The organism is Bryocella elongata (assembly GCF_900108185.1).
In the GTDB taxonomy this organism is placed as follows: Bacteria; Acidobacteriota; Terriglobia; order Terriglobales; family Acidobacteriaceae; genus Granulicella; species Granulicella elongata.
Genome location: NZ_FNVA01000001.1, coordinates 295,137 through 311,537 on the forward strand (window position 1 = coordinate 295,137; position 16,401 = coordinate 311,537).

The following is a 16,401-nucleotide window of genomic DNA, read 5'->3' on the forward strand; positions in this document are numbered from 1 at the left end:
CCGAGTTTGTCTAGACGATGTGTAGCAGCCAGAGAATGACGACGATCAGCAGGATGGTGCCGAGCGTGCCGGAGGGATAGTAGCCCCAGCTGCGAGAGTAAGGGAACGCAGGGAAAGAGCCAAAGAGCAGCAGCACCAGCACGATGACGATAATGAGTTCCACGTTGCCTCCGAACCTCGGTATCCAGCGACCTGAACTGCTGGTCACTTACCCGAACGTTCTGAGTAGATGCAGTTGTTGTGGAGCTTGTTGGCTCAGCTGTGCCGGAAAGAAAAAATGGTTTGCAAGCAACGTTGCGTGGCTGCGATGCCTCTGAATTAGGCGTACCAGGAAGTGGCCCTCCGCGGGGGCAGAGTCCTGATCAACCTGAAAGGGGAAACCATGTTTCTTATCCTTGCGATCGTTCTCGTCCTTGCTTGGCTTGGCCTGTTCGTCGGCCTCCATGTGACCAGCTTCTTCATCCACCTGCTGATCATCTGCGCTGTGATCTCGCTGGTCATGCACCTGGTTGGCGGCAATCGAGCGAGTGCCTAGGGGCATTGATTTACGACGACCAGAGACCAGATCTCAGTCAGCCAGTCTCCAGAACACTAGAAAGGCCGGGCATAATGCCCGGCCTTCGCTGTATACGTGGGTTGTGACTACTGGTGTGCCACGTTGGGCGGCTGCGACGTGACAGGAGGAGGGATTTTCTTGCCAGCGGCCAGGGCCTCGGGCACTTCTTCCTCGAGCTTGGGGAGGCGCGATGCCAATGCGATCTCCAGCACCTCGTCCATTTGTTCGACCCAGTTGAGCTTCATCTCGTTCTTGATGAGGTCGGGCAGATCGGTGAGGTCCTTCTTGTTTTCGGCGGGAAGGATGGCTTCGCGGATGCCCGCGCGATGGGCTGCGAGGAGCTTCTCCTTGAGGCCGCCGATGGGAAGAACCTTGCCGCGCAGCGTGATCTCGCCGGTCATCGCGATGTCGCGGCGCACGGGGATCTTGGTAAGGGCCGAGGCGAGCGCGGTGGCCATCGTGATGCCCGCGGAGGGGCCGTCCTTGGGGATGGCGCCTTCGGGCACGTGGATGTGGATGTCGATGTTGCGGTAGAAGTCCCTGGGCAGGCCGAGGTGCTGCGAGCGGGAGCGGATCCAGGTGAGCGCAGCCTGTGCGGACTCCTGCATGACGTCGCCCAGCTGGCCGGTGGGCGTCATCTTGCCCTTGCCGTCGAGGATCTGGACTTCGGTCTGGAGGATCGAGCCGCCCATCTCCGTCCATGCCAGGCCCGTCACCAGGCCGACCTCGTTCTTCTCCTGCACCTGGGAGTCGCGATACTTTGCGACGCCGAGGATGTCGGGGAGATTCTCTGCGGTGATGGCCTCGACGTGCTCGGGGTTCTTGACGACCTTGCGGGCGACCTTGCGGCAGACGTTGCCGATCTCGCGCTCGAGGTTACGCACGCCGGACTCGCGCGTGTAATAACGAACGATGTCGCGGAGAGCATCCTCGGAGAAAGAGATCTGCGCCTCGGTAAGGCCGGTGGCTTCGATCTGCTTCTTGAGCAGGTACTGCTTGGCGATCTCCAGCTTCTCGAGCTCGGTGTAGCCCGAGAGGCGGAGGATCTCCATGCGGTCCTGCAGCGGGCCGGGGATGGTGTGGAGGACGTTGGCTGTCGCGACGAACAGGACCTGCGAGAGGTCGTACTCGACGTCGAGGTAGTGGTCCTGGAAGGTGTGGTTCTGTGCGGGGTCGAGGACTTCGAGCAGGGCAGCGGCAGGATCGCCGCGGAAGTCCGAGGCCATCTTGTCGATCTCGTCGAGCATGATGACCGGGTTCTTGGTGCCGGCCTTCTTCATGGACTGGATGATCTGGCCTGGGAGCGCGCCGATGTAGGTGCGGCGATGGCCGCGGATCTCGGCTTCGTCACGCACACCACCCAGCGAGAGGCGGACGAACTTGCGGCCGGTCGCCTTGGCGATGGACATGCCGAGCGAGGTCTTGCCGACGCCCGGAGGCCCGACGAAGCAGAGGATGGAGCCCTTGGGGTTCTTCACCAACTGACGTACGGCGAGGAACTCGAGGATGCGGTCCTTGATCTTCTCGAGGCCGTAGTGGTCCTCGTTGAGCACGGTCTCCGCGTTCTCGATGGAACGGATCTCCTTGGAGCGCTTCTTCCACGGCACGGCGAGGAGCCAGTCGAGGTAGTTGCGGGAGACGGTGGACTCTGCCGACATAGGAGGCATGGCTTCGAGCTTCTTGAGCTCCTGGTGGGCCTTCTCCTGCACGTCCTTGGGCATGCCGGCTTCTTCGATCTTCTTCTTGAGCTCGTCGAACTCGCTCTTTTCGCCGCGGCCGAGTTCCTTCTGGATGGCCTTGATCTTCTCGTTGAGGTAGTACTCCTTCTGGGCGCGCTCCATCTGGCGCTTGACGCGCGACTGGATGGTGCGGTCCATGTTGAGCTTCTCAATGGCGATGTCGAGGGTGTCGGCGACGCGGGAGAGACGCATCTCGGGGTCGAAGACCTCGAGGAGCTGCTGCTTCTCTTCGATGGAGAGAGGCAGGTTGGAGCCGATGACGTCCGCGAGCTTGGCAGGATCGTCGGTGCGCAGGGCAGAGGCATCGCCCTGGTTCACGGACTGCTGCAGCTTGTTGTACTGCTCGAAGAGCTGGTGCACGCGGGCGACGAGCTGATCGGTCGCGGCGTTGGCCTTGAGCTCCGCCTTGGAGGTGCGCACGGTGGCGACGAAGAAGCCGTCGTCATCGTTGATCTCGGAGGCGCGAGCGCGCTCGACGCCTTCGACGAGCACCTTGATGTTGCCATCGGGCATACGCACGCTCTGCACGATGTTGCCGATGGTGCCGACGGAGAAGATGTCGTCGGCGGTGGGTTCATCCACGGACGCGTCGTGCTGCGTCGCGAGGAAGATGCGTCGGTCACCGTTCAATGCTTCTTCAAGAGCACGCACACTGGATTCGCGGCCCACTACGAATGGAGCCATCATGTGCGGGAAGATCACCATCTCGCGGATGGGCATCATGGGGAGCTTGCGCTGTTCACCGTTAAGAAGTTGCCGATCGTCGTTGGTCATATGTCTCCCCGATTAGACGTGCATCACAGCGGAAGGATGCGCTGTAGCTGGCTTGGAGAGGATTGTACGCGTTTCGCGAGCCCATTCTGCGCGGTCGTTACCAAGGTTTTCGAAGGGCTGCACCAAGGTGGTCGAGCTGTCCGGGTGTTGTACAACGTGAGGCTCGATGTTGTCGCGAATCCAGTCAAAGCAAAGAAGTTGGAAGTCTTTTTGAGAAAGACAAACGGACAGCCGAAGCTGTCCGTTCCTGGTGCTTGAAGTGCTTGCTGCAAGGGATACGAGTGCGAGATCAGCCGGCCTTCTCAAGCACCACAGGCAAGGTGATATCGCGGGTGTTCACCATCTCTTCGGTGATGAGCAGCTCCTTGACGCGCTTGTTGCCGGGCACGTGATACATGAGGTCGAGCATGAGCTCCTCGAGGATCATGCGGAGACCGCGAGCGCCGACCTTGCGGGCAAGGGCCTCGTGAGCGATGGCACGGACCGCTTCGTCGGTCCACGTGACCTTGACGCCTTCGTAGTCGAAGAGGCGAGCGTACTGCTTGAGGATGGCGTTGCGCGGGCGGGTGAGGATGTCGATGAGGGCCGCTTCGTCGAGCTCATCGAGGATGCCGAGGACCGGTAGGCGACCGACGAACTCGGGGATGAGGCCGTACTTGAGCAGATCCTGCGGCTCGGCGCGACGCAGCAGCTCGGAGTCGCGCTGGGCGCGGATCGGGGTTGCCACTTCGTCCTTGCCGGCAGGCGCCTGGGTCTTGAAGCCGAGGGTCTTCTTGCCGACACGGCGAGCGATGACCTTCTCGAGGCCGACGAAGGCGCCACCGCAGATGAAGAGGATGTTCGTCGTGTCGACGAGCGTGAACTCCTGGTGCGGGTGCTTGCGTCCACCCTGCGGGGGAACGTTGGCCACGGTGCCCTCGAGGAGCTTGAGCAGCGCCTGCTGCACACCTTCACCGGAGACGTCACGGGTGATGGAGGGGTTCTCGTCCTTGCGGCCGATCTTGTCGATCTCGTCGATGTAGATGATGCCGGTCTGGGCACGAGCGACGTCACCGTCAGCGGCCTGCAGGAGCTTGAGGATGATGTTCTCGACGTCTTCGCCGACGTAGCCGGCTTCGGTCAGAGTGGTCGCATCGACGATGGCGAAGGGAACATCGAGCATCTTCGCGAGGGTCTGCGCGAGGAGCGTCTTGCCGGAGCCGGTGGGGCCGACGAGGAGGATGTTGGACTTCTGCAGCTCAACGTCGTTGCCGCGCGTCCGGTTCATCTGGATGCGCTTGTAGTGGTTGTAGACGGCAACGGCGAGCTTCTTCTTGGTCATCTCCTGGCCGATGACGTATTCGTCCAGGAAGGCGCGCACTTCGGCGGGCTTGGGGAGGTGCTGTGGCGTTCCCGTGGTGGGCTGGTCCTGCTTGTCGTCCTCAAGGATCGAGTTGCAGACGCCAACACACTCGTCGCAGATGTAAGCGCGCGGATAGTCTGACGGGGAAGAGATGAGCTTGGCAACAGCGTCCTGCGACTTATGGCAGAACGAGCAGCGGAGGGTCTCTTCGGGGCCTCGGGAGGTCTTCATAAGCGGGTCAAAACTCCTTCTAGAGCAGGTTCCCTTTGGAATGCATCCCGAGATGATGCTGGTGCTGTGGCGTTTCCTGGATGGAATACGCCCATGGGAGCCGAAGCTCGTGAGACACCTGCAAGGGAACAGCTCCAACGGCGATGGTACGGGCCGCCGCGCAACTGAGTCAGTTTACACCCTCGTCTGCGAACGACACTGTACGGAAGTGGCATGCGGTTGAGCAAAACGGTACAGTTGGCGAACTCGGTACGGGGTAGTTTGTCCCGGAAGCCGACACCGGTTTGGCTGCCTCGCAGGGCCAGTCTGCGGCGGTTTGTCCGGATAGTGCGAAATACAGTGTTCTGGCGAAAACACGGCCCGCGAGTGACTCGCGGGCCGTGGGATTTGGCGATCGGAGAGGTCAGGCTCGTGGACGATCGATGATGTCGTCGATGATGCCGTACTCCTTCGACTGGGGAGCGGTCATGATGAAGTCGCGCTCGACGTCGCGCTCGATGCGCTCGAGGGGCTGGCCGGTGCTCTGCGACATCAACTTGTTGGTGAGCTCACGAATGCGGAGGATCTCGCGGGCGTGGATGTCGATGTCCGTGGCCTGGCCCTGGAGCCCGCCCATGGAGGGCTGGTGGATCAGGATGCGCGAGTTGGGCAGAGCGAAGCGCTTGCCCTTCTTGCCGGCCATGAGCAGGAATGCGCCCATCGAAGCCGCCTGGCCGATGCAGAACGTGACCACATCGTTCTTGATGTAGTTCATCGTGTCGTAGATGGCGAGGCCTGCGGAGATGGAGCCGCCGGGGGAGTTGATGTAAAGCTGGATGTCCTTCTCCGGGTCCTCGCCGGAGAGGAAGAGCAGCTGCGCGATGATGAGGTTCGCGATGTTGTCATCGATCGGCGTTCCCAGGAAGATGATGTTGTCGCGCAGCAGACGGCTGTAGATGTCGTAGGAGCGCTCGCCCCGGCTCGTCTGCTCGAGCACCATCGGAATTAGTCCCATTGTTCTCCTCACTTCCTGGTGATTCAGTTCTTGTTTCAGATCCCGGTGATCCAGATCCCAGTTTCCAGTTCATCCGCTCGATTCAAGCGTACGCGAAGTTGTTGATTCTCAGGATAGGGCGCGGGGTGCTGTGGATTTGTGGGGGGAAACCGACCGGGTATCAAGATCGGACATCGGGACGATCAGGAAACGTCTGATCGAGTCTCGGGTTGTGGGTTCCGAGCTGCGAGTTCAAACGAAAACCCGGGTCCGTTGGGACCCGGGTTTCTGTTTGAGACTACTTGGCCAGCTTGTCGTAGAGGGCCTGACCGGCCTTCTCGCGGCGGATCTGGTCCTTCATCCGGACCAGGGTGCCATCTTCCTGCATGCGCTTGCGGAGGGGATCGAGCGGCTCGCGCGACTGCAGCGAGAGCATGAGGAGCTCGCGCTCCATCTCCTCGTCGGAGACGTCGACGCCTTCTGCCTGGGCGACCTTATCGAGGATCAGCGAGGCCTTGACCTCGTTGATGGCCTGATCGCGGTTGGCCTCGCGCAGACGACCGAAGTCGAGCTGACGCATGGCATCGGCGCTCATGCCCTGCTGGGCGAGAGCCCGCAGGCCGCGCTCGAGACGAGCGTCGATCTGCTGCTGCACGAAGGTCTCGGGCACGGGGAAGTTGAACTTCGCGATGACGTCGTCGAGCATCTTGTCGCGAGCCTGGGCTTCCAGGTTGTCCTTCTTGCGCTCGCCGGCGCGCTCCCGCAGCTTGGTCTCGAAGTCGGACCAGCTGTCGTAGTTGCCGAGCTGCTTGGCGAACTCGTCGTCGCGCTCAGGGAAGGTCTTGGACTTGATGGCCTTGACGGTGACGTCGTAGCTGACGGTCTTGCCGGCGAGGCGTGCATCGCCGAACTCAGCGGGGTAGGAGGCTTCGAACTCGAGCTCCTGGCCAACCTTGGCGCCCTGGAGAGCGGCCGTGAAAGCGGGGAGGGTGTTCTTGCCAGCGACCTGGATCAGGATGTCTTCGCCGGTGATCGGCTGGGACTCGGAGGCGGACTCGAGGCCTTCCTCGCCGACAACCTGTGCGGGATCCTGGATCTTGCCGGTGAAGGTGATCTCGGCCCAGTCGCCGTCGGCGAGGGGACGGTCCTCTTCGACGGGCTCGACGGTGGCGTGGTGCTCGAGGACGTTGTCGAGTTCGGCGTTGAACTCGTCGTCGGTGAGCGCGGTCTCGGGCTTCTCGACGGTGACGGCGTCGTAGCCGTCGACGGTGAACTCGGGGAGGACTTCGAAGGAGGCCGTGAACTTGAGGGGCGCGCCTTCAGCGAGCAGGAGCTCGGAGACCTGGGGCTGCGAGACGGGCTGCAGGCTCTGGGACTCGAGTGCCTCACGGAACTTGTCGCTCACGAGGGACTCGAGGACTTCCTGGCGTACGTCGCGTGCGAAGCGCGAGCGGATGAGCGACTCGGGCACCTTGCCGGCGCGGAAGCCGGGGATGCGCGCCATCTTGGCGTACTTCTTCACGACCTTGCGGAAGGCCTTGTCGACGTCCTCGGCGGGAGCTTCGACCTGGATGGAGCGGGTGAGCTCGGGGTTCAGCACGGGACCGTGGTGGTGGTGCTCGTGATCGTGCCCAGCGTGATCGTGATCATGGCCAGCGTGGTCGTGGCTCTCGGTTGCGGGAGTCAGGGTCTCTTCGGTGGTATCTGCAGGGGTCAAGGTGCAATCGCCTTCCAGGGGAAATTCGTATCGGCAGGGATTTGTCTCGGAGAGGGCGCGGGCATTGGAAAGGCGCTTCAGCGCCGCCCGGCGCATGCGGGAAACAACATTGCCAGGTTCAAGGATACGAGCGTGCGCGGCGGGGGTCAATGCGCCGCAGTGCTGCGGCGCTGCCTCCCGTCGAAAGCTCGCAGTTAAGGCGTCGGCTTGGTGTCGCCGCCTGCGGTACCGCCGGGGAGAGCGGTCGTCGAGATTTCCAGCCGCACCTTCCAGAGCATGCTGGCGCCGGGAGCGAGGGTGACGAGGCCGCTGTCGTCAGGCGGCGTCTGCCACTGGGGGCCAGTGGGATCGTCGCCGTTGGTATTGGGCTCGATGGCAATCCAGGGCTTTCCGGCGGGAGCTTCGACGTGGAGGCGGCCGATGGCTGCAGCGAGCGGGATGATGCGCAGCGTGTAGTTGAAGGTGGGATCGTGCAGAGACGCGATGGGGCCATCCGCGAGGCCGGCCTGCAGCAGGTCGGTGTAGGTGGCATCGATGTCGCGCGAACCGAGGGGAGTTCCGGCGGCGCTGGAGAAGTCCATTCCTGTGTCGGAGGCGGGGCGGGTTTTGCCGGTTGGCCTTCCGGAGTGGGGATCGACGGCGCTCAGCGTGGTGGACGGGATGCTCAGCGTGGCGCTGGCGCGGTCGCCGGAGGGGATGGCGAGGTGCGGCTTCCAGCCGATGCCCATTGGGGCGGGCCTGGAGCCGGTGTTGGTCGCCTTGATGGTCATGTCGAGGGTGTGGCCCGTCATCTCGACGCGGTACTGGATGTCGATGGTGGAGGGCCAGGCGCCGTTGAAGTCAGCAGCGTGCAAGGTGGCTTCGAGTGCCTGCCCGTCGGGGAGAACGGATGTCTTGACGGCTTCCACGGCACGGTCGAGAACGAGCCCTTCGGTGGACTGGCTGGCGATATCGCGACTGGAGGGAACCGTGAGGGTGCGTCCCTGCCAGGCGACCTGCACCGTGCCGGGCTGGACGCCGGGGTTGCCAAGCAGGTGGCCCGCCCAGGGTAGAAGGAACGCTCCCGCAGAGGTCGCGCCCAGGGCTCCGTGCGCGTCGGCACCGGTGCCGGTCCAGTCTTCAAGAGCCTGCGGCAAGGTGGGGGCGATGAGTAGAGGCACTTCGCCGTGGCCGGGGATCGAAGCTGTGATCTGGAGGACTTCCAGCCCGCGACCGGGAAGCAGAGTTGCGGAGAGGAACTCGGCCTGCGTGCCGATGGAGCTGGCGGTGCGGGTGAGCCGAATCGCGTCCTGACCGCCGGGAGCGTTCGGGAGATTGGATACAGGCGCCGACGCGGGGACGACCGCCTCGGTGATGTGGTGGAGATTTCCGTGGCCGCGCTCGAAGGAGGCGACGAGGAGTCCCGCGCACACCAGTCCGATCAGGGCCGGGGTCATATATCCAGAGGTGGACAGCTGATGTTTCCGGGGGCTTGAGGACTCCCAGTGCTGCTCGTCGGGCCGCGGTGCTTCCCCGTTCATGAGCTTTCATTCTCCTGGCCCGGTAAGACTCTTCCGTGGCCGCTGGGCTGGTTCGTGGGGACGCACAGGTTACCTTGCGTGCGCACCAGATAAAGGCCCAAAGTCAACGGTATCATCAGCAAGGCATGGAGCGTTACACACAAGGGAAAGCGCGGGGCGAGGTGTCCCGACCGCAGTCAGCAGGCAAGCCGGCGAAACAGCGTGCAAAGAGCGCCCCGGCAGCGGGTCCGGCAAAGGATGGTCGACGGCCTATCGAGGCCGTGGTTCTTGCGGCGGGAAGGCCGGCGGGGCCTGCGACTCCGGCTGCTCTAACGGTGCTCTCCGGGGTGCAGCATGCCATTGCTACCTGCGAGCGTTGCGCGCGTCTGCGGGAGTACTGTACGCGGATCGGCGAGGTGAAGCGGCGGGCGTACCAGGACCAGGAGTACTGGGCACGACCGGTGCCGGGATTCGGCGATCCGAGCGCGCGCATCCTCATCCTGGGGCTGGCGCCGGGAGCTCACGGAGCGAACCGGACGGGGCGGCCGTTTACGGGCGACGGGTCGGGGGATTTTATGTACCCGGTGCTCCACGACCTGGGCCTGGCGAGTAAGCCGCAGGGCGTCTCGCGGGACGATGGACTGAAGCTGCGGAAGGCGTGGATCGGGTCGGTGGTGCGTTGCGCTCCTCCGGGCGACAAGCCGACGCCGGAGGAGATTCGCAACTGTTCGCCGCACCTGACGGCGGAGGTTGCGGCGCTGAAGAAGGTCCGGGTGGTGGTGTGTCTGGGCAAGATCGCGTGGGACGGCTACCTGGCCCACCTGGTAAACGAAGGGACGATCGCGCGGCGGGCGGCGTACAAGTTCAGCCACGGGGCCGAGTACGCGCTGCCGAACGGGTTGACGTTGTTGGGGAGCTATCATCCGTCGTTGCGGAACACGCTGACGGGCCGACTGAACAGCACCATGTTCGCGAAGATCTTCGTGAGGGCGCTGGAGCTGGCGGGGATCGAGTAGGGCTTTTGTTCCGTGGGTTCCGACTCACGGGAGAAATGCTCGCAATGACGCAACTCCAGCGCGGGGAGGCGAATCTCATGTGCAACTGGATTTTTGCGGGATCACAACGCGAAGCACTGAAACGCGAAACGTACATGGAGGCTGCACGATGAAGAATCGGGATTTTTGGATTGCTTTGGGATTGGGCGCAATCGCGGGTGGGATCGCGGCGCTGCTCTACGCTCCGCAGTCAGGCGCCCAGACGCGCAAGCAACTGAAGCGCAAGGCGGAAGATGTTTCCGACTCCCTTGAGGAGGCAGCGGACTACCTGAAGGACCAGGCCGAGAAGCTGGCCAAGGAGACGCAGAAGTTTATCGAGGTGAGCAAGGACCGCTTCGACGATGCGCTGGATTCGGCTGGGGATGTGGTGAAGTCGGCCACGAAGACGGCGAAGGGGCTTAGCAAGCTGGTGTAGGGAAGCAGGACGGCCTAGGGCCGCCGTGTTTCAAGGTCGTAGAGCAGAAGGGACTGCCATCGACACTACGACCGGGCTTACCCGTGAAAGGCAGACATATTCGCCCGCGACGTGAAAACGTCGCGGGCGTCTTTTTGCCCGAAATTCAGGGGATGTGAGACTAGCGCGGCTCGGGTGGGCCTACGGTGACTACGAAGTATTTGCAGACGGTGTCGCCCGCGTTGCTTACCCAATGCGTGTCGCCGGCGCAGCAGAGGCCTACGTCGCCGGCGTTCATGCGGCGGGTGACGCCGTTGGTCATGAGGTCGCAGGTGCCTTCGCGGACGAGCCAGATCTCGTTGTGGAGGTGGGTGCCGATGGCTTCGTGCGGCGTGCCGGGCTGCTGCTCGGTCTCATGCATCTCGATCTGGATGTTGCCGGCGGTGAGCATGCCGGCGAGGAAGCTGTGCGCCTTGCGGCCTCCTGATCCATGGTCGGGGCCGGGAGGGTAGACGCCGGAGGTGAGGGTCTTGAGCGGAGCCTTCGCGGGGGTGCCCGCAGGCTGTTGCGCTTGAGCCTCCGGGGACAGGGCTTCCGGAGACAAGGCGGCGAAAAGGGCTGGGAGCATCGCGGCGAAGGCGCGGCGATCGAGGTCGGGCATGGAGTTCCTCCGGAGAACAAGATACGGGATGCGAGATACGAGAGGCCACGCACCTGACGGAAGGAAAGCCAGCCCGGGGACATTTTGCCGGCGTTGGGCAACGGCGGTTCTTGTTCTGTAGGGCTGTGAGGGGAACAGCTACGGGCTACGAGGAAAGGCGTGTGCTCGAAACGACGACGCCCCGGCGTTGGCCGGGGCGTCGTCGTTTGGTGGCATCCGGATTCGGGTTGCATGAATCCGGAGTTGAAAGTGGCTAGACCACGCTGAGGGCCAGGCCGGCGGCTTTTTCTTCGCCTTCCTGGGTGACAGGGCGGTAGTGCAGCTGGTTGTTGTGCAGGTAGACCTCGAGGAACGCAGGGCGTTCGGCTAGCTGCCCGGCGATGAGCGCCTCGGAGAGCGGGTCTTCGATGAAGCGCTGCAGAGCGCGGCGCAGCGGACGGGCACCGTAGTTGCGATCGGTGATCGTCTTTTCGAGGATCCAGCGCTTGGCATCGTCCTGCACGCTGATCGTGATCGCCTTGTGCACCAGGTTGGTGTTGAGGGATTGCACGAGGAGTTCGAGGATCTGCATCAGATCGCTGTCGCTGAGGGCAGTGAACACGATCGTTTCGTCCAGGCGGTTGATGAACTCGGGGTTGAAGGTCTTCTTCACCTCGCCCATCACCATCTCCTGCATCTTCTCGAGCACGACTTCATCCTTGCTCGACTGGAAGCCGAGTGACTCGCGTTTCATCAGGTGCTTGGCACCGATGTTCGAGGTCATGATGATGATCGTGTTCTTGAAGTCGACCGTGTTGCCGAGACCGTCGGTCAGCTGGCCGTCTTCGAAGACCTGAAGCATCAGGTTGAAGACGTCCGGATGAGCCTTTTCGACCTCGTCCAGGAGGACAACGGAATAGGGATTCCGTTTGACCCTCTCAGTAAGCTGACCGCCCTCCTCGTAGCCCACGTAGCCCGGAGGCGAACCGATGAGCTTGGAGACGGAGTGCTTCTCCATGAACTCCGACATATCGAAGCGGATGAGGCTCTTCTCGCTGCCGAAGAGGAACTGCGCGAGGGTGCGAGCGACCTCCGTCTTACCGACGCCGGTGGGCCCAAGGAAGAGGAAGCTTCCGATGGGACGGTTGGGGTTCTTCAAGCCTGCACGCGAGCGGCGGATCGCACGGGCCAGGGCGCTGATGGCCTTGTCCTGCGCGATGACGCGCTTGTGCAGCTCTTCCTCGACCCGGAGAAGCTTCTGGGTCTCTTCTTCCTTGATCGAGGTGATGGGAACGCCGGTCCAGCGCGAGACGACATCTTCGATGTCTTCGCGGGTGACGATGCCGGAGCAGCTTTCATCGAGGTGGTACTTGTCGCGGAGGGCGCGCAGATTCTCGCGCTCCTTGCGTTCCTCGTCGGAGTAGAAGCGGGCCTTCTCGAACTCGTGATTCGCGATGGCGTTTTCCATGCGATGCACGATGAACTTGATGCGCTTCTGGACCTCGGTGAGCTCTTCGGGCAGGGTGGTCTGGCGCAGTTTTACGCGAGCACCGGCCTCGTCGATGAGATCGATCGCCTTGTCAGGAAGGAAGCGATCCGGGATGTAGCGGTGCGAGTGCGAGACGGAGAAGTGGATCGCGTCGTCGGTGTAGCTGACGGCATGGAACTTCTCGTACTTCTCGCGGATGCCCATGATGATCTTGACGGCATCCTCTTCGTTGGGAGGCGGAACCTTGACGGCCTGGAAGCGCCGTTCGAGGGAGCGGTCCTTCTCGATGGACTTGCGGTACTCGGCTGGCGTGGTGGCTCCGATGCACTGGATCTCGCCACGGCTGAGGGCGGGCTTGAGGATGTTGGCGGCGTCGAGGGAACCCTCGGCGGAGCCAGCGCCCACGAGCGTGTGCAACTCATCGATGAAGACGATGGAGTTTTGATTCTCCATGAGCTCCTTCATGATGGTCTTCAGGCGCTCTTCGAACTGGCCGCGATACTTGGTGCCGGCGACGATCAGCGAAAGGTCGAGCGAGAGAACGCGCTTTTCGGCGAGGAAGCTGGGGACTTCTCCGTCAGCGATTTTCTGCGCGAGGCCTTCGACGATGGCTGTCTTGCCGACGCCGGGTTCACCGATGAGGACGGGATTGTTCTTGGTGCGGCGGCAGAGGATCTGGATGACGCGTTCGACTTCGAAGTCGCGACCGACGAGGGGATCGAGCTGCCCGTCGGAGGCGGCCTGGGTGAGGTCGCGTGAGAACTCCGCCAGCATGGACTGCTCCTGCTGGTTGCCGCGCTGCTTGCCTCCCTGTGCGGGGGCTGCGGGCTTTTCCTGCGTGGTGCGCTGCAGCTCCTCGCGAATGGTAGCGAGGCGCAGGCCGCGTTCGGTCAGGATCTCGGCAGCGAAGCACTTCTCTTCACGAAGCAGGCCGAGCAGAAGATGCTCGGTACCGATGTGCTTGTGGGAGAGCCGTTCGGCTTCTTCTGCCGCGTAGGCGAGAACGCGTTTGCACTCATTGGAGAGCGGGAGGTCGACCGAGGTCGAGACCTTCTCGCGGACCGTGGTGTGCTGCTCGATCTGCTTGCGGATGGATTCGACAGACGCGTGGGAACGCAGAAAACGATTGGTGAGGGCCTTGTCTTCACGAAGAAGACCCAGCAGGAGATGTTCGGTTTCAATGTAGGGCGAGCCAAACTGGCTTGCCTCGTAGCGCGCAAAGAAGATGACGCGCCGCGCCTTTTCTGTATAGCGTTCGAACATGCTCCCCCTTCGGACCGCAGCCCCCGCGCATTGGAGGTGGTACAAGTTGCGGGGCGCGGTCTGCGATGACGGTTGCCGTGGCCGCCGCGGGCGGTCGCCTGCCCGCGGAGTAGGGACCTGGCACGCCTGAGCAATGGATTGATCTGGCGTCCAGAGAGTTGGCCCTAGTGTATCCGCAGCTGCACCAAAAACGTAGCGGGTACACGGCGTCCGACATCAGAGATTGGACGCCGCTGTGGGAAATCGGTCGCAAACCGGACATTGTTCAGCCCGTCAGCGGGATAACGGGCCAGCCGGTGTCCCGGATTGGGCCAGATGGGTATCGGGGTGCGAGGTAACGGCCGATTCTGGGCTGCCGGCTACGGCCAGGAGTTGTGGCCGGTGGACCAGTCGCGGACCTTCTCGAAGAAGTTCCGGTCTCGCCACACGCCGCGGTTCCACTCGTTGCCGATGGAGGCGAACTGCTGCTGGGCGACGGCGTTGTCGTTGAACTTGTAGGCCATGAAGGCGAGCTGGTTGCGTTGGGTTCGATCCGCGTGGAAGCGGGAGTTGAGCACCTGGTAGCCGCGCTGGATGCGAGCCCAGTCGAGTTGCTTGACCATGGGCTCGAGGTCGCCGTTGCCGCGATGCAGGATGACGGTGGCGGTCTCCCAGTAGATGTAGTCGCCCATGTCCCCGCCGACGTGGTCCGCGGCGCTCTTCGCGAAGCTGCTGGCGTCGGTCGGGCTGCCGTACCACTTGGGCAGAAGGTAGTTGGTGCGCTGCTTGTAGAAGTACTGATACTCGGGCTCGAACTGGACGGCGCGGTCGAAGAGCTCGCGCATCTGCCGTTCGTTCCAGCCCTGCGCGAGTCCGACGACCATCTCTTCGGAGAACCATTGCGGGCATTGGTTGCGCATGTCGCGCGAACCCTCGAGGACGGCCTGTGCTTCGGCGATGCGCTGTTCGAAGAGCTTCCGGCCTTCGTCGGTGACGGTGCGGGCAACGCCGTTGCCACGGGCAACCCAGGCCCAGCGGGTGAGACTGGTGGCGAGAGCGACGCGGGCCGTGATCGATTCGGGGCGCTGCTGCATCCAGCGACGCAGGAGGTCGAGATGGGCGACGGTGTCGGGCTCGGTCTGATGCGGCGCGTCGAGGGCACCGTAGAGGGTGCGAAGCTTCCAGGCGCCGCCGTTCCAGCGGGATTTGTCGCGGCGGAAGCCTGCGGCGAGGCGATCGATGTTGTCGAAGCGCTCGGCGATGAGGTCGGCGCGGACGTCATGGATGAGCTGGCGGGAGCCTTCCTCGGCCTCGTCGGTCTCCTGCTCGTTGTCCGGAGCGGTCGCGTGGGCTCCTGGAGGTTCAAGCTGTGCGAACAGGCGAGGGGCAGGGATCGTCAGGGCAGCGGCACACAGCAGGAGAGGAATGCGGAGACGGCGCACAGAAGGAACCTCGACAGGGGCGCTAAGAGGACGCGGTCAGGGTACCAATGGTCAGAGGTCGTGGCAACGAAGTTTGTATCGGGGATGGGCTACGCCGGGTGCAGCTGGCCGCCCTTGAGGCGCAGGACGCGGTCGCAGCGTGCGGCGAAGTCGAGGTTGTGAGTGACGATGAGGCTCGCGAGGCCCTGCTCCCGATGGAGCTGCTGGAGGAGTTCGAAGACCTGGGTGGAGGTGGTGGTGTCGAGATCGCCGGTGGGCTCATCGGCGAGCAGGAGGCGGGGTTGTGTCACGAGCGCCCGGGCGATGGACACGCGCTGCTGCTCGCCGCCGGAGAGCTCGCCTGACCTGTGATGACCGCGGCCCGCGAGGCCGACGCGGGCGAGCCAGGTTTCGGCGGCAGCGAGGGCTTCCGACTTCGCAACGCCGCGGGCGAGCAGCGGCATGGCCGCGTTTTCGAGGGCAGTGAACTCGGGCAGAAGGTAGTGGAACTGCCAGACGTAGCCGATCTGGCGGTTGCGGAAGGCGGACTGCTGACGGGGCGTGAGGGCGGTGACCTCGGTTTCGCCAACGTAGACGTTGCCGGTTGTGGGGCGGTCGAGCGCGGCCATGAGGTGCAGCAGGGTGCTCTTGCCGGCGCCGGACTGGCCGACGACGGCGACCATCTCGCCGGGGGCGACCTCGAGCGAGAGGTCGCGGAAGAGCGTGAGGCCGGGGGCTCCGGAGGTGAGCGGAGGGTAGGTCTTTTCGAGGGCCTCGGCGCGGAGGATGGGGGAGCTGGTTGCCATCAGGCGTTGGTCTCCGGCACGGGGGCTGCGGGGCGCGGCTTCCACTCGGCTCCGAAGGCGACGCCGAGGCGGTTCCAGGCGTTGATCTCGGCGATGGCGAAGGTGAGGTCGACGAGGTTCTTGTCGTGGAAGTGCTCGGAGATGGCGGCGAAGTCGGCGTCGGAGGCGTGGGTGGCCTGCAGGTTGGTGAGAACGTCCGTCCAGGCGAGGGCTGCTTGCTCGCGGGGCGTGAAGGCGTCGGAGGCCTGCCAGTCGGCGATGGAATCCATGGCCTTGATGGCGTCGATGCGGGTGTCGGGCTCGTTGTGCTTCTTCAGCGCGGCGGTGTGGAGGCCGACGCAGAAGTTGCAGCCGTTGAGCGTGGAGGCGCGGAGGAAGATGAGTTCGAGGAGGACGGGCTCGAGCGTGGTCTCGGTGCTGAGGTAGTGGCCGAGAGCGGAGAGGCGGGCGTAGGCCTCGGGGGCGAGTTTGGTGTAGGGAAGGCGCATCAGGCAGAAGTTCCGGCTTTGAAGAACAAAGTGGT

At 63.4% G+C, this 16,401-nt stretch carries 14 protein-coding genes; 3 read left to right on the forward strand and 11 right to left on the reverse strand.

All coding sequences use genetic code 11. From position 1 onward, the window contains the following. Positions 1–10 precede the first annotated feature (10 nt). Entirely contained in the window at positions 11–163 is a 153-nt protein-coding gene (locus tag C4S68_RS01210; RefSeq protein WP_103931211.1) for a DUF3309 domain-containing protein, read from the reverse strand. 219 nt (positions 164–382) lie between these two features. Here C4S68_RS01210 and C4S68_RS23335 point away from each other — a divergent pair, with 219 nt between their 5' ends. Next, positions 383–535 carry a DUF5670 family protein gene (locus C4S68_RS23335; RefSeq protein ID WP_200821448.1) on the forward strand — a complete coding sequence of 51 codons (153 nt, stop codon included), beginning with the start codon at positions 383–385 and terminating at the stop codon, positions 533–535. Positions 536–642: 107 nt separating this feature from the next. Here C4S68_RS23335 and lon read toward each other — a convergent pair whose 3' ends face one another. The 5 genes from lon to C4S68_RS01235 form a co-directional block, all read right to left on the reverse strand. Continuing rightward, complete coding sequence (gene lon, locus C4S68_RS01215; RefSeq protein WP_103931212.1) at positions 643–3,069, reverse strand: endopeptidase La; 2,427 nt, start codon at positions 3,067–3,069, stop codon at positions 643–645. A gap of 289 nt (positions 3,070–3,358) precedes the next feature. Continuing rightward, the gene (gene clpX / locus C4S68_RS01220) at positions 3,359–4,642 is read right to left on the reverse strand and encodes an ATP-dependent Clp protease ATP-binding subunit ClpX (protein WP_103931213.1); all 1,284 of its coding nucleotides are present in this window, start codon (positions 4,640–4,642) and stop codon (positions 3,359–3,361) included. Positions 4,643–5,045: 403 nt separating this feature from the next. After that, positions 5,046–5,636: an ATP-dependent Clp endopeptidase proteolytic subunit ClpP gene (clpP, locus tag C4S68_RS01225; RefSeq protein ID WP_103931214.1), complete on the reverse strand. Its 591-nt coding sequence runs from the start codon at positions 5,634–5,636 to the stop codon at positions 5,046–5,048. Between the two features lie 277 nt (positions 5,637–5,913). Next, positions 5,914–7,332, reverse strand: a complete 1,419-nt coding sequence (gene tig / locus C4S68_RS01230) for a trigger factor (RefSeq protein ID WP_235011272.1) — start codon at positions 7,330–7,332, stop codon at positions 5,914–5,916. Between the two features lie 194 nt (positions 7,333–7,526). Then, complete coding sequence (locus C4S68_RS01235) at positions 7,527–8,768, reverse strand: aldose epimerase family protein (RefSeq protein WP_103931216.1); 1,242 nt, start codon at positions 8,766–8,768, stop codon at positions 7,527–7,529. Positions 8,769–9,013: 245 nt separating this feature from the next. On the opposite strand from C4S68_RS01235, the gene C4S68_RS01240 reads away from it, so the two are divergent. After that, entirely contained in the window at positions 9,014–9,847 is an 834-nt protein-coding gene (locus C4S68_RS01240; protein WP_327333203.1) for a uracil-DNA glycosylase, read from the forward strand. A 148-nt stretch (positions 9,848–9,995) separates the two neighbouring features. Next, positions 9,996–10,301 carry a YtxH domain-containing protein gene (locus C4S68_RS01245; protein WP_103931217.1) on the forward strand — a complete coding sequence of 102 codons (306 nt, stop codon included), beginning with the start codon at positions 9,996–9,998 and terminating at the stop codon, positions 10,299–10,301. Positions 10,302–10,461: 160 nt separating this feature from the next. Here the strand turns inward: C4S68_RS01245 and C4S68_RS01250 are convergent, their stop codons facing one another. From C4S68_RS01250 to C4S68_RS01270, 5 genes are all read right to left on the reverse strand, one after another. Further along, the gene (locus C4S68_RS01250; protein WP_103931218.1) at positions 10,462–10,941 is read right to left on the reverse strand and encodes a cupin domain-containing protein; all 480 of its coding nucleotides are present in this window, start codon (positions 10,939–10,941) and stop codon (positions 10,462–10,464) included. Positions 10,942–11,194: 253 nt separating this feature from the next. After that, the gene (locus C4S68_RS01255) at positions 11,195–13,672 is read right to left on the reverse strand and encodes an ATP-dependent Clp protease ATP-binding subunit (protein ID WP_103931219.1); all 2,478 of its coding nucleotides are present in this window, start codon (positions 13,670–13,672) and stop codon (positions 11,195–11,197) included. Between the two features lie 359 nt (positions 13,673–14,031). Then, the gene (locus C4S68_RS01260) at positions 14,032–15,093 is read right to left on the reverse strand and encodes a DUF4034 domain-containing protein (RefSeq protein WP_103931220.1); all 1,062 of its coding nucleotides are present in this window, start codon (positions 15,091–15,093) and stop codon (positions 14,032–14,034) included. Positions 15,094–15,182: 89 nt separating this feature from the next. Beyond that, the gene (locus C4S68_RS01265) at positions 15,183–15,878 is read right to left on the reverse strand and encodes an ABC transporter ATP-binding protein (RefSeq protein WP_103931221.1); all 696 of its coding nucleotides are present in this window, start codon (positions 15,876–15,878) and stop codon (positions 15,183–15,185) included. Continuing rightward, positions 15,878–16,366 (reverse strand): carboxymuconolactone decarboxylase family protein, encoded by a 489-nt coding sequence (locus C4S68_RS01270; protein ID WP_103931222.1) that lies wholly within the window; start codon positions 16,364–16,366, stop codon positions 15,878–15,880. Before C4S68_RS01270 ends, C4S68_RS01265 begins: the two co-directional genes overlap by 1 nt. Positions 16,367–16,401: the final 35 nt, after the last annotated feature.

Excerpts from the sequence above, each read along its gene's own strand:
- C4S68_RS23335 (WP_200821448.1), top strand. The coding sequence starts at position 383 with ATGTTTCTTATCCTTGCGATCGTTCTCGTCCTTGCTTGGCTTGGCCTG.
- lon (WP_103931212.1), bottom strand. The coding sequence starts at position 3,069 with ATGACCAACGACGATCGGCAACTTCTTAACGGTGAACAGCGCAAGCTC.
- clpX (WP_103931213.1), bottom strand. The coding sequence starts at position 4,642 with ATGAAGACCTCCCGAGGCCCCGAAGAGACCCTCCGCTGCTCGTTCTGC.
- clpP (WP_103931214.1), bottom strand. The coding sequence starts at position 5,636 with ATGGGACTAATTCCGATGGTGCTCGAGCAGACGAGCCGGGGCGAGCGC.
- C4S68_RS01235 (WP_103931216.1), bottom strand. The coding sequence starts at position 8,768 with ATGACCCCGGCCCTGATCGGACTGGTGTGCGCGGGACTCCTCGTCGCC.
- C4S68_RS01245 (WP_103931217.1), top strand. The coding sequence starts at position 9,996 with ATGAAGAATCGGGATTTTTGGATTGCTTTGGGATTGGGCGCAATCGCG.
- C4S68_RS01250 (WP_103931218.1), bottom strand. The coding sequence starts at position 10,941 with ATGCCCGACCTCGATCGCCGCGCCTTCGCCGCGATGCTCCCAGCCCTT.
- C4S68_RS01255 (WP_103931219.1), bottom strand. The coding sequence starts at position 13,672 with ATGTTCGAACGCTATACAGAAAAGGCGCGGCGCGTCATCTTCTTTGCG.
- C4S68_RS01265 (WP_103931221.1), bottom strand. The coding sequence starts at position 15,878 with ATGGCAACCAGCTCCCCCATCCTCCGCGCCGAGGCCCTCGAAAAGACC.
- C4S68_RS01270 (WP_103931222.1), bottom strand. The coding sequence starts at position 16,366 with ATGCGCCTTCCCTACACCAAACTCGCCCCCGAGGCCTACGCCCGCCTC.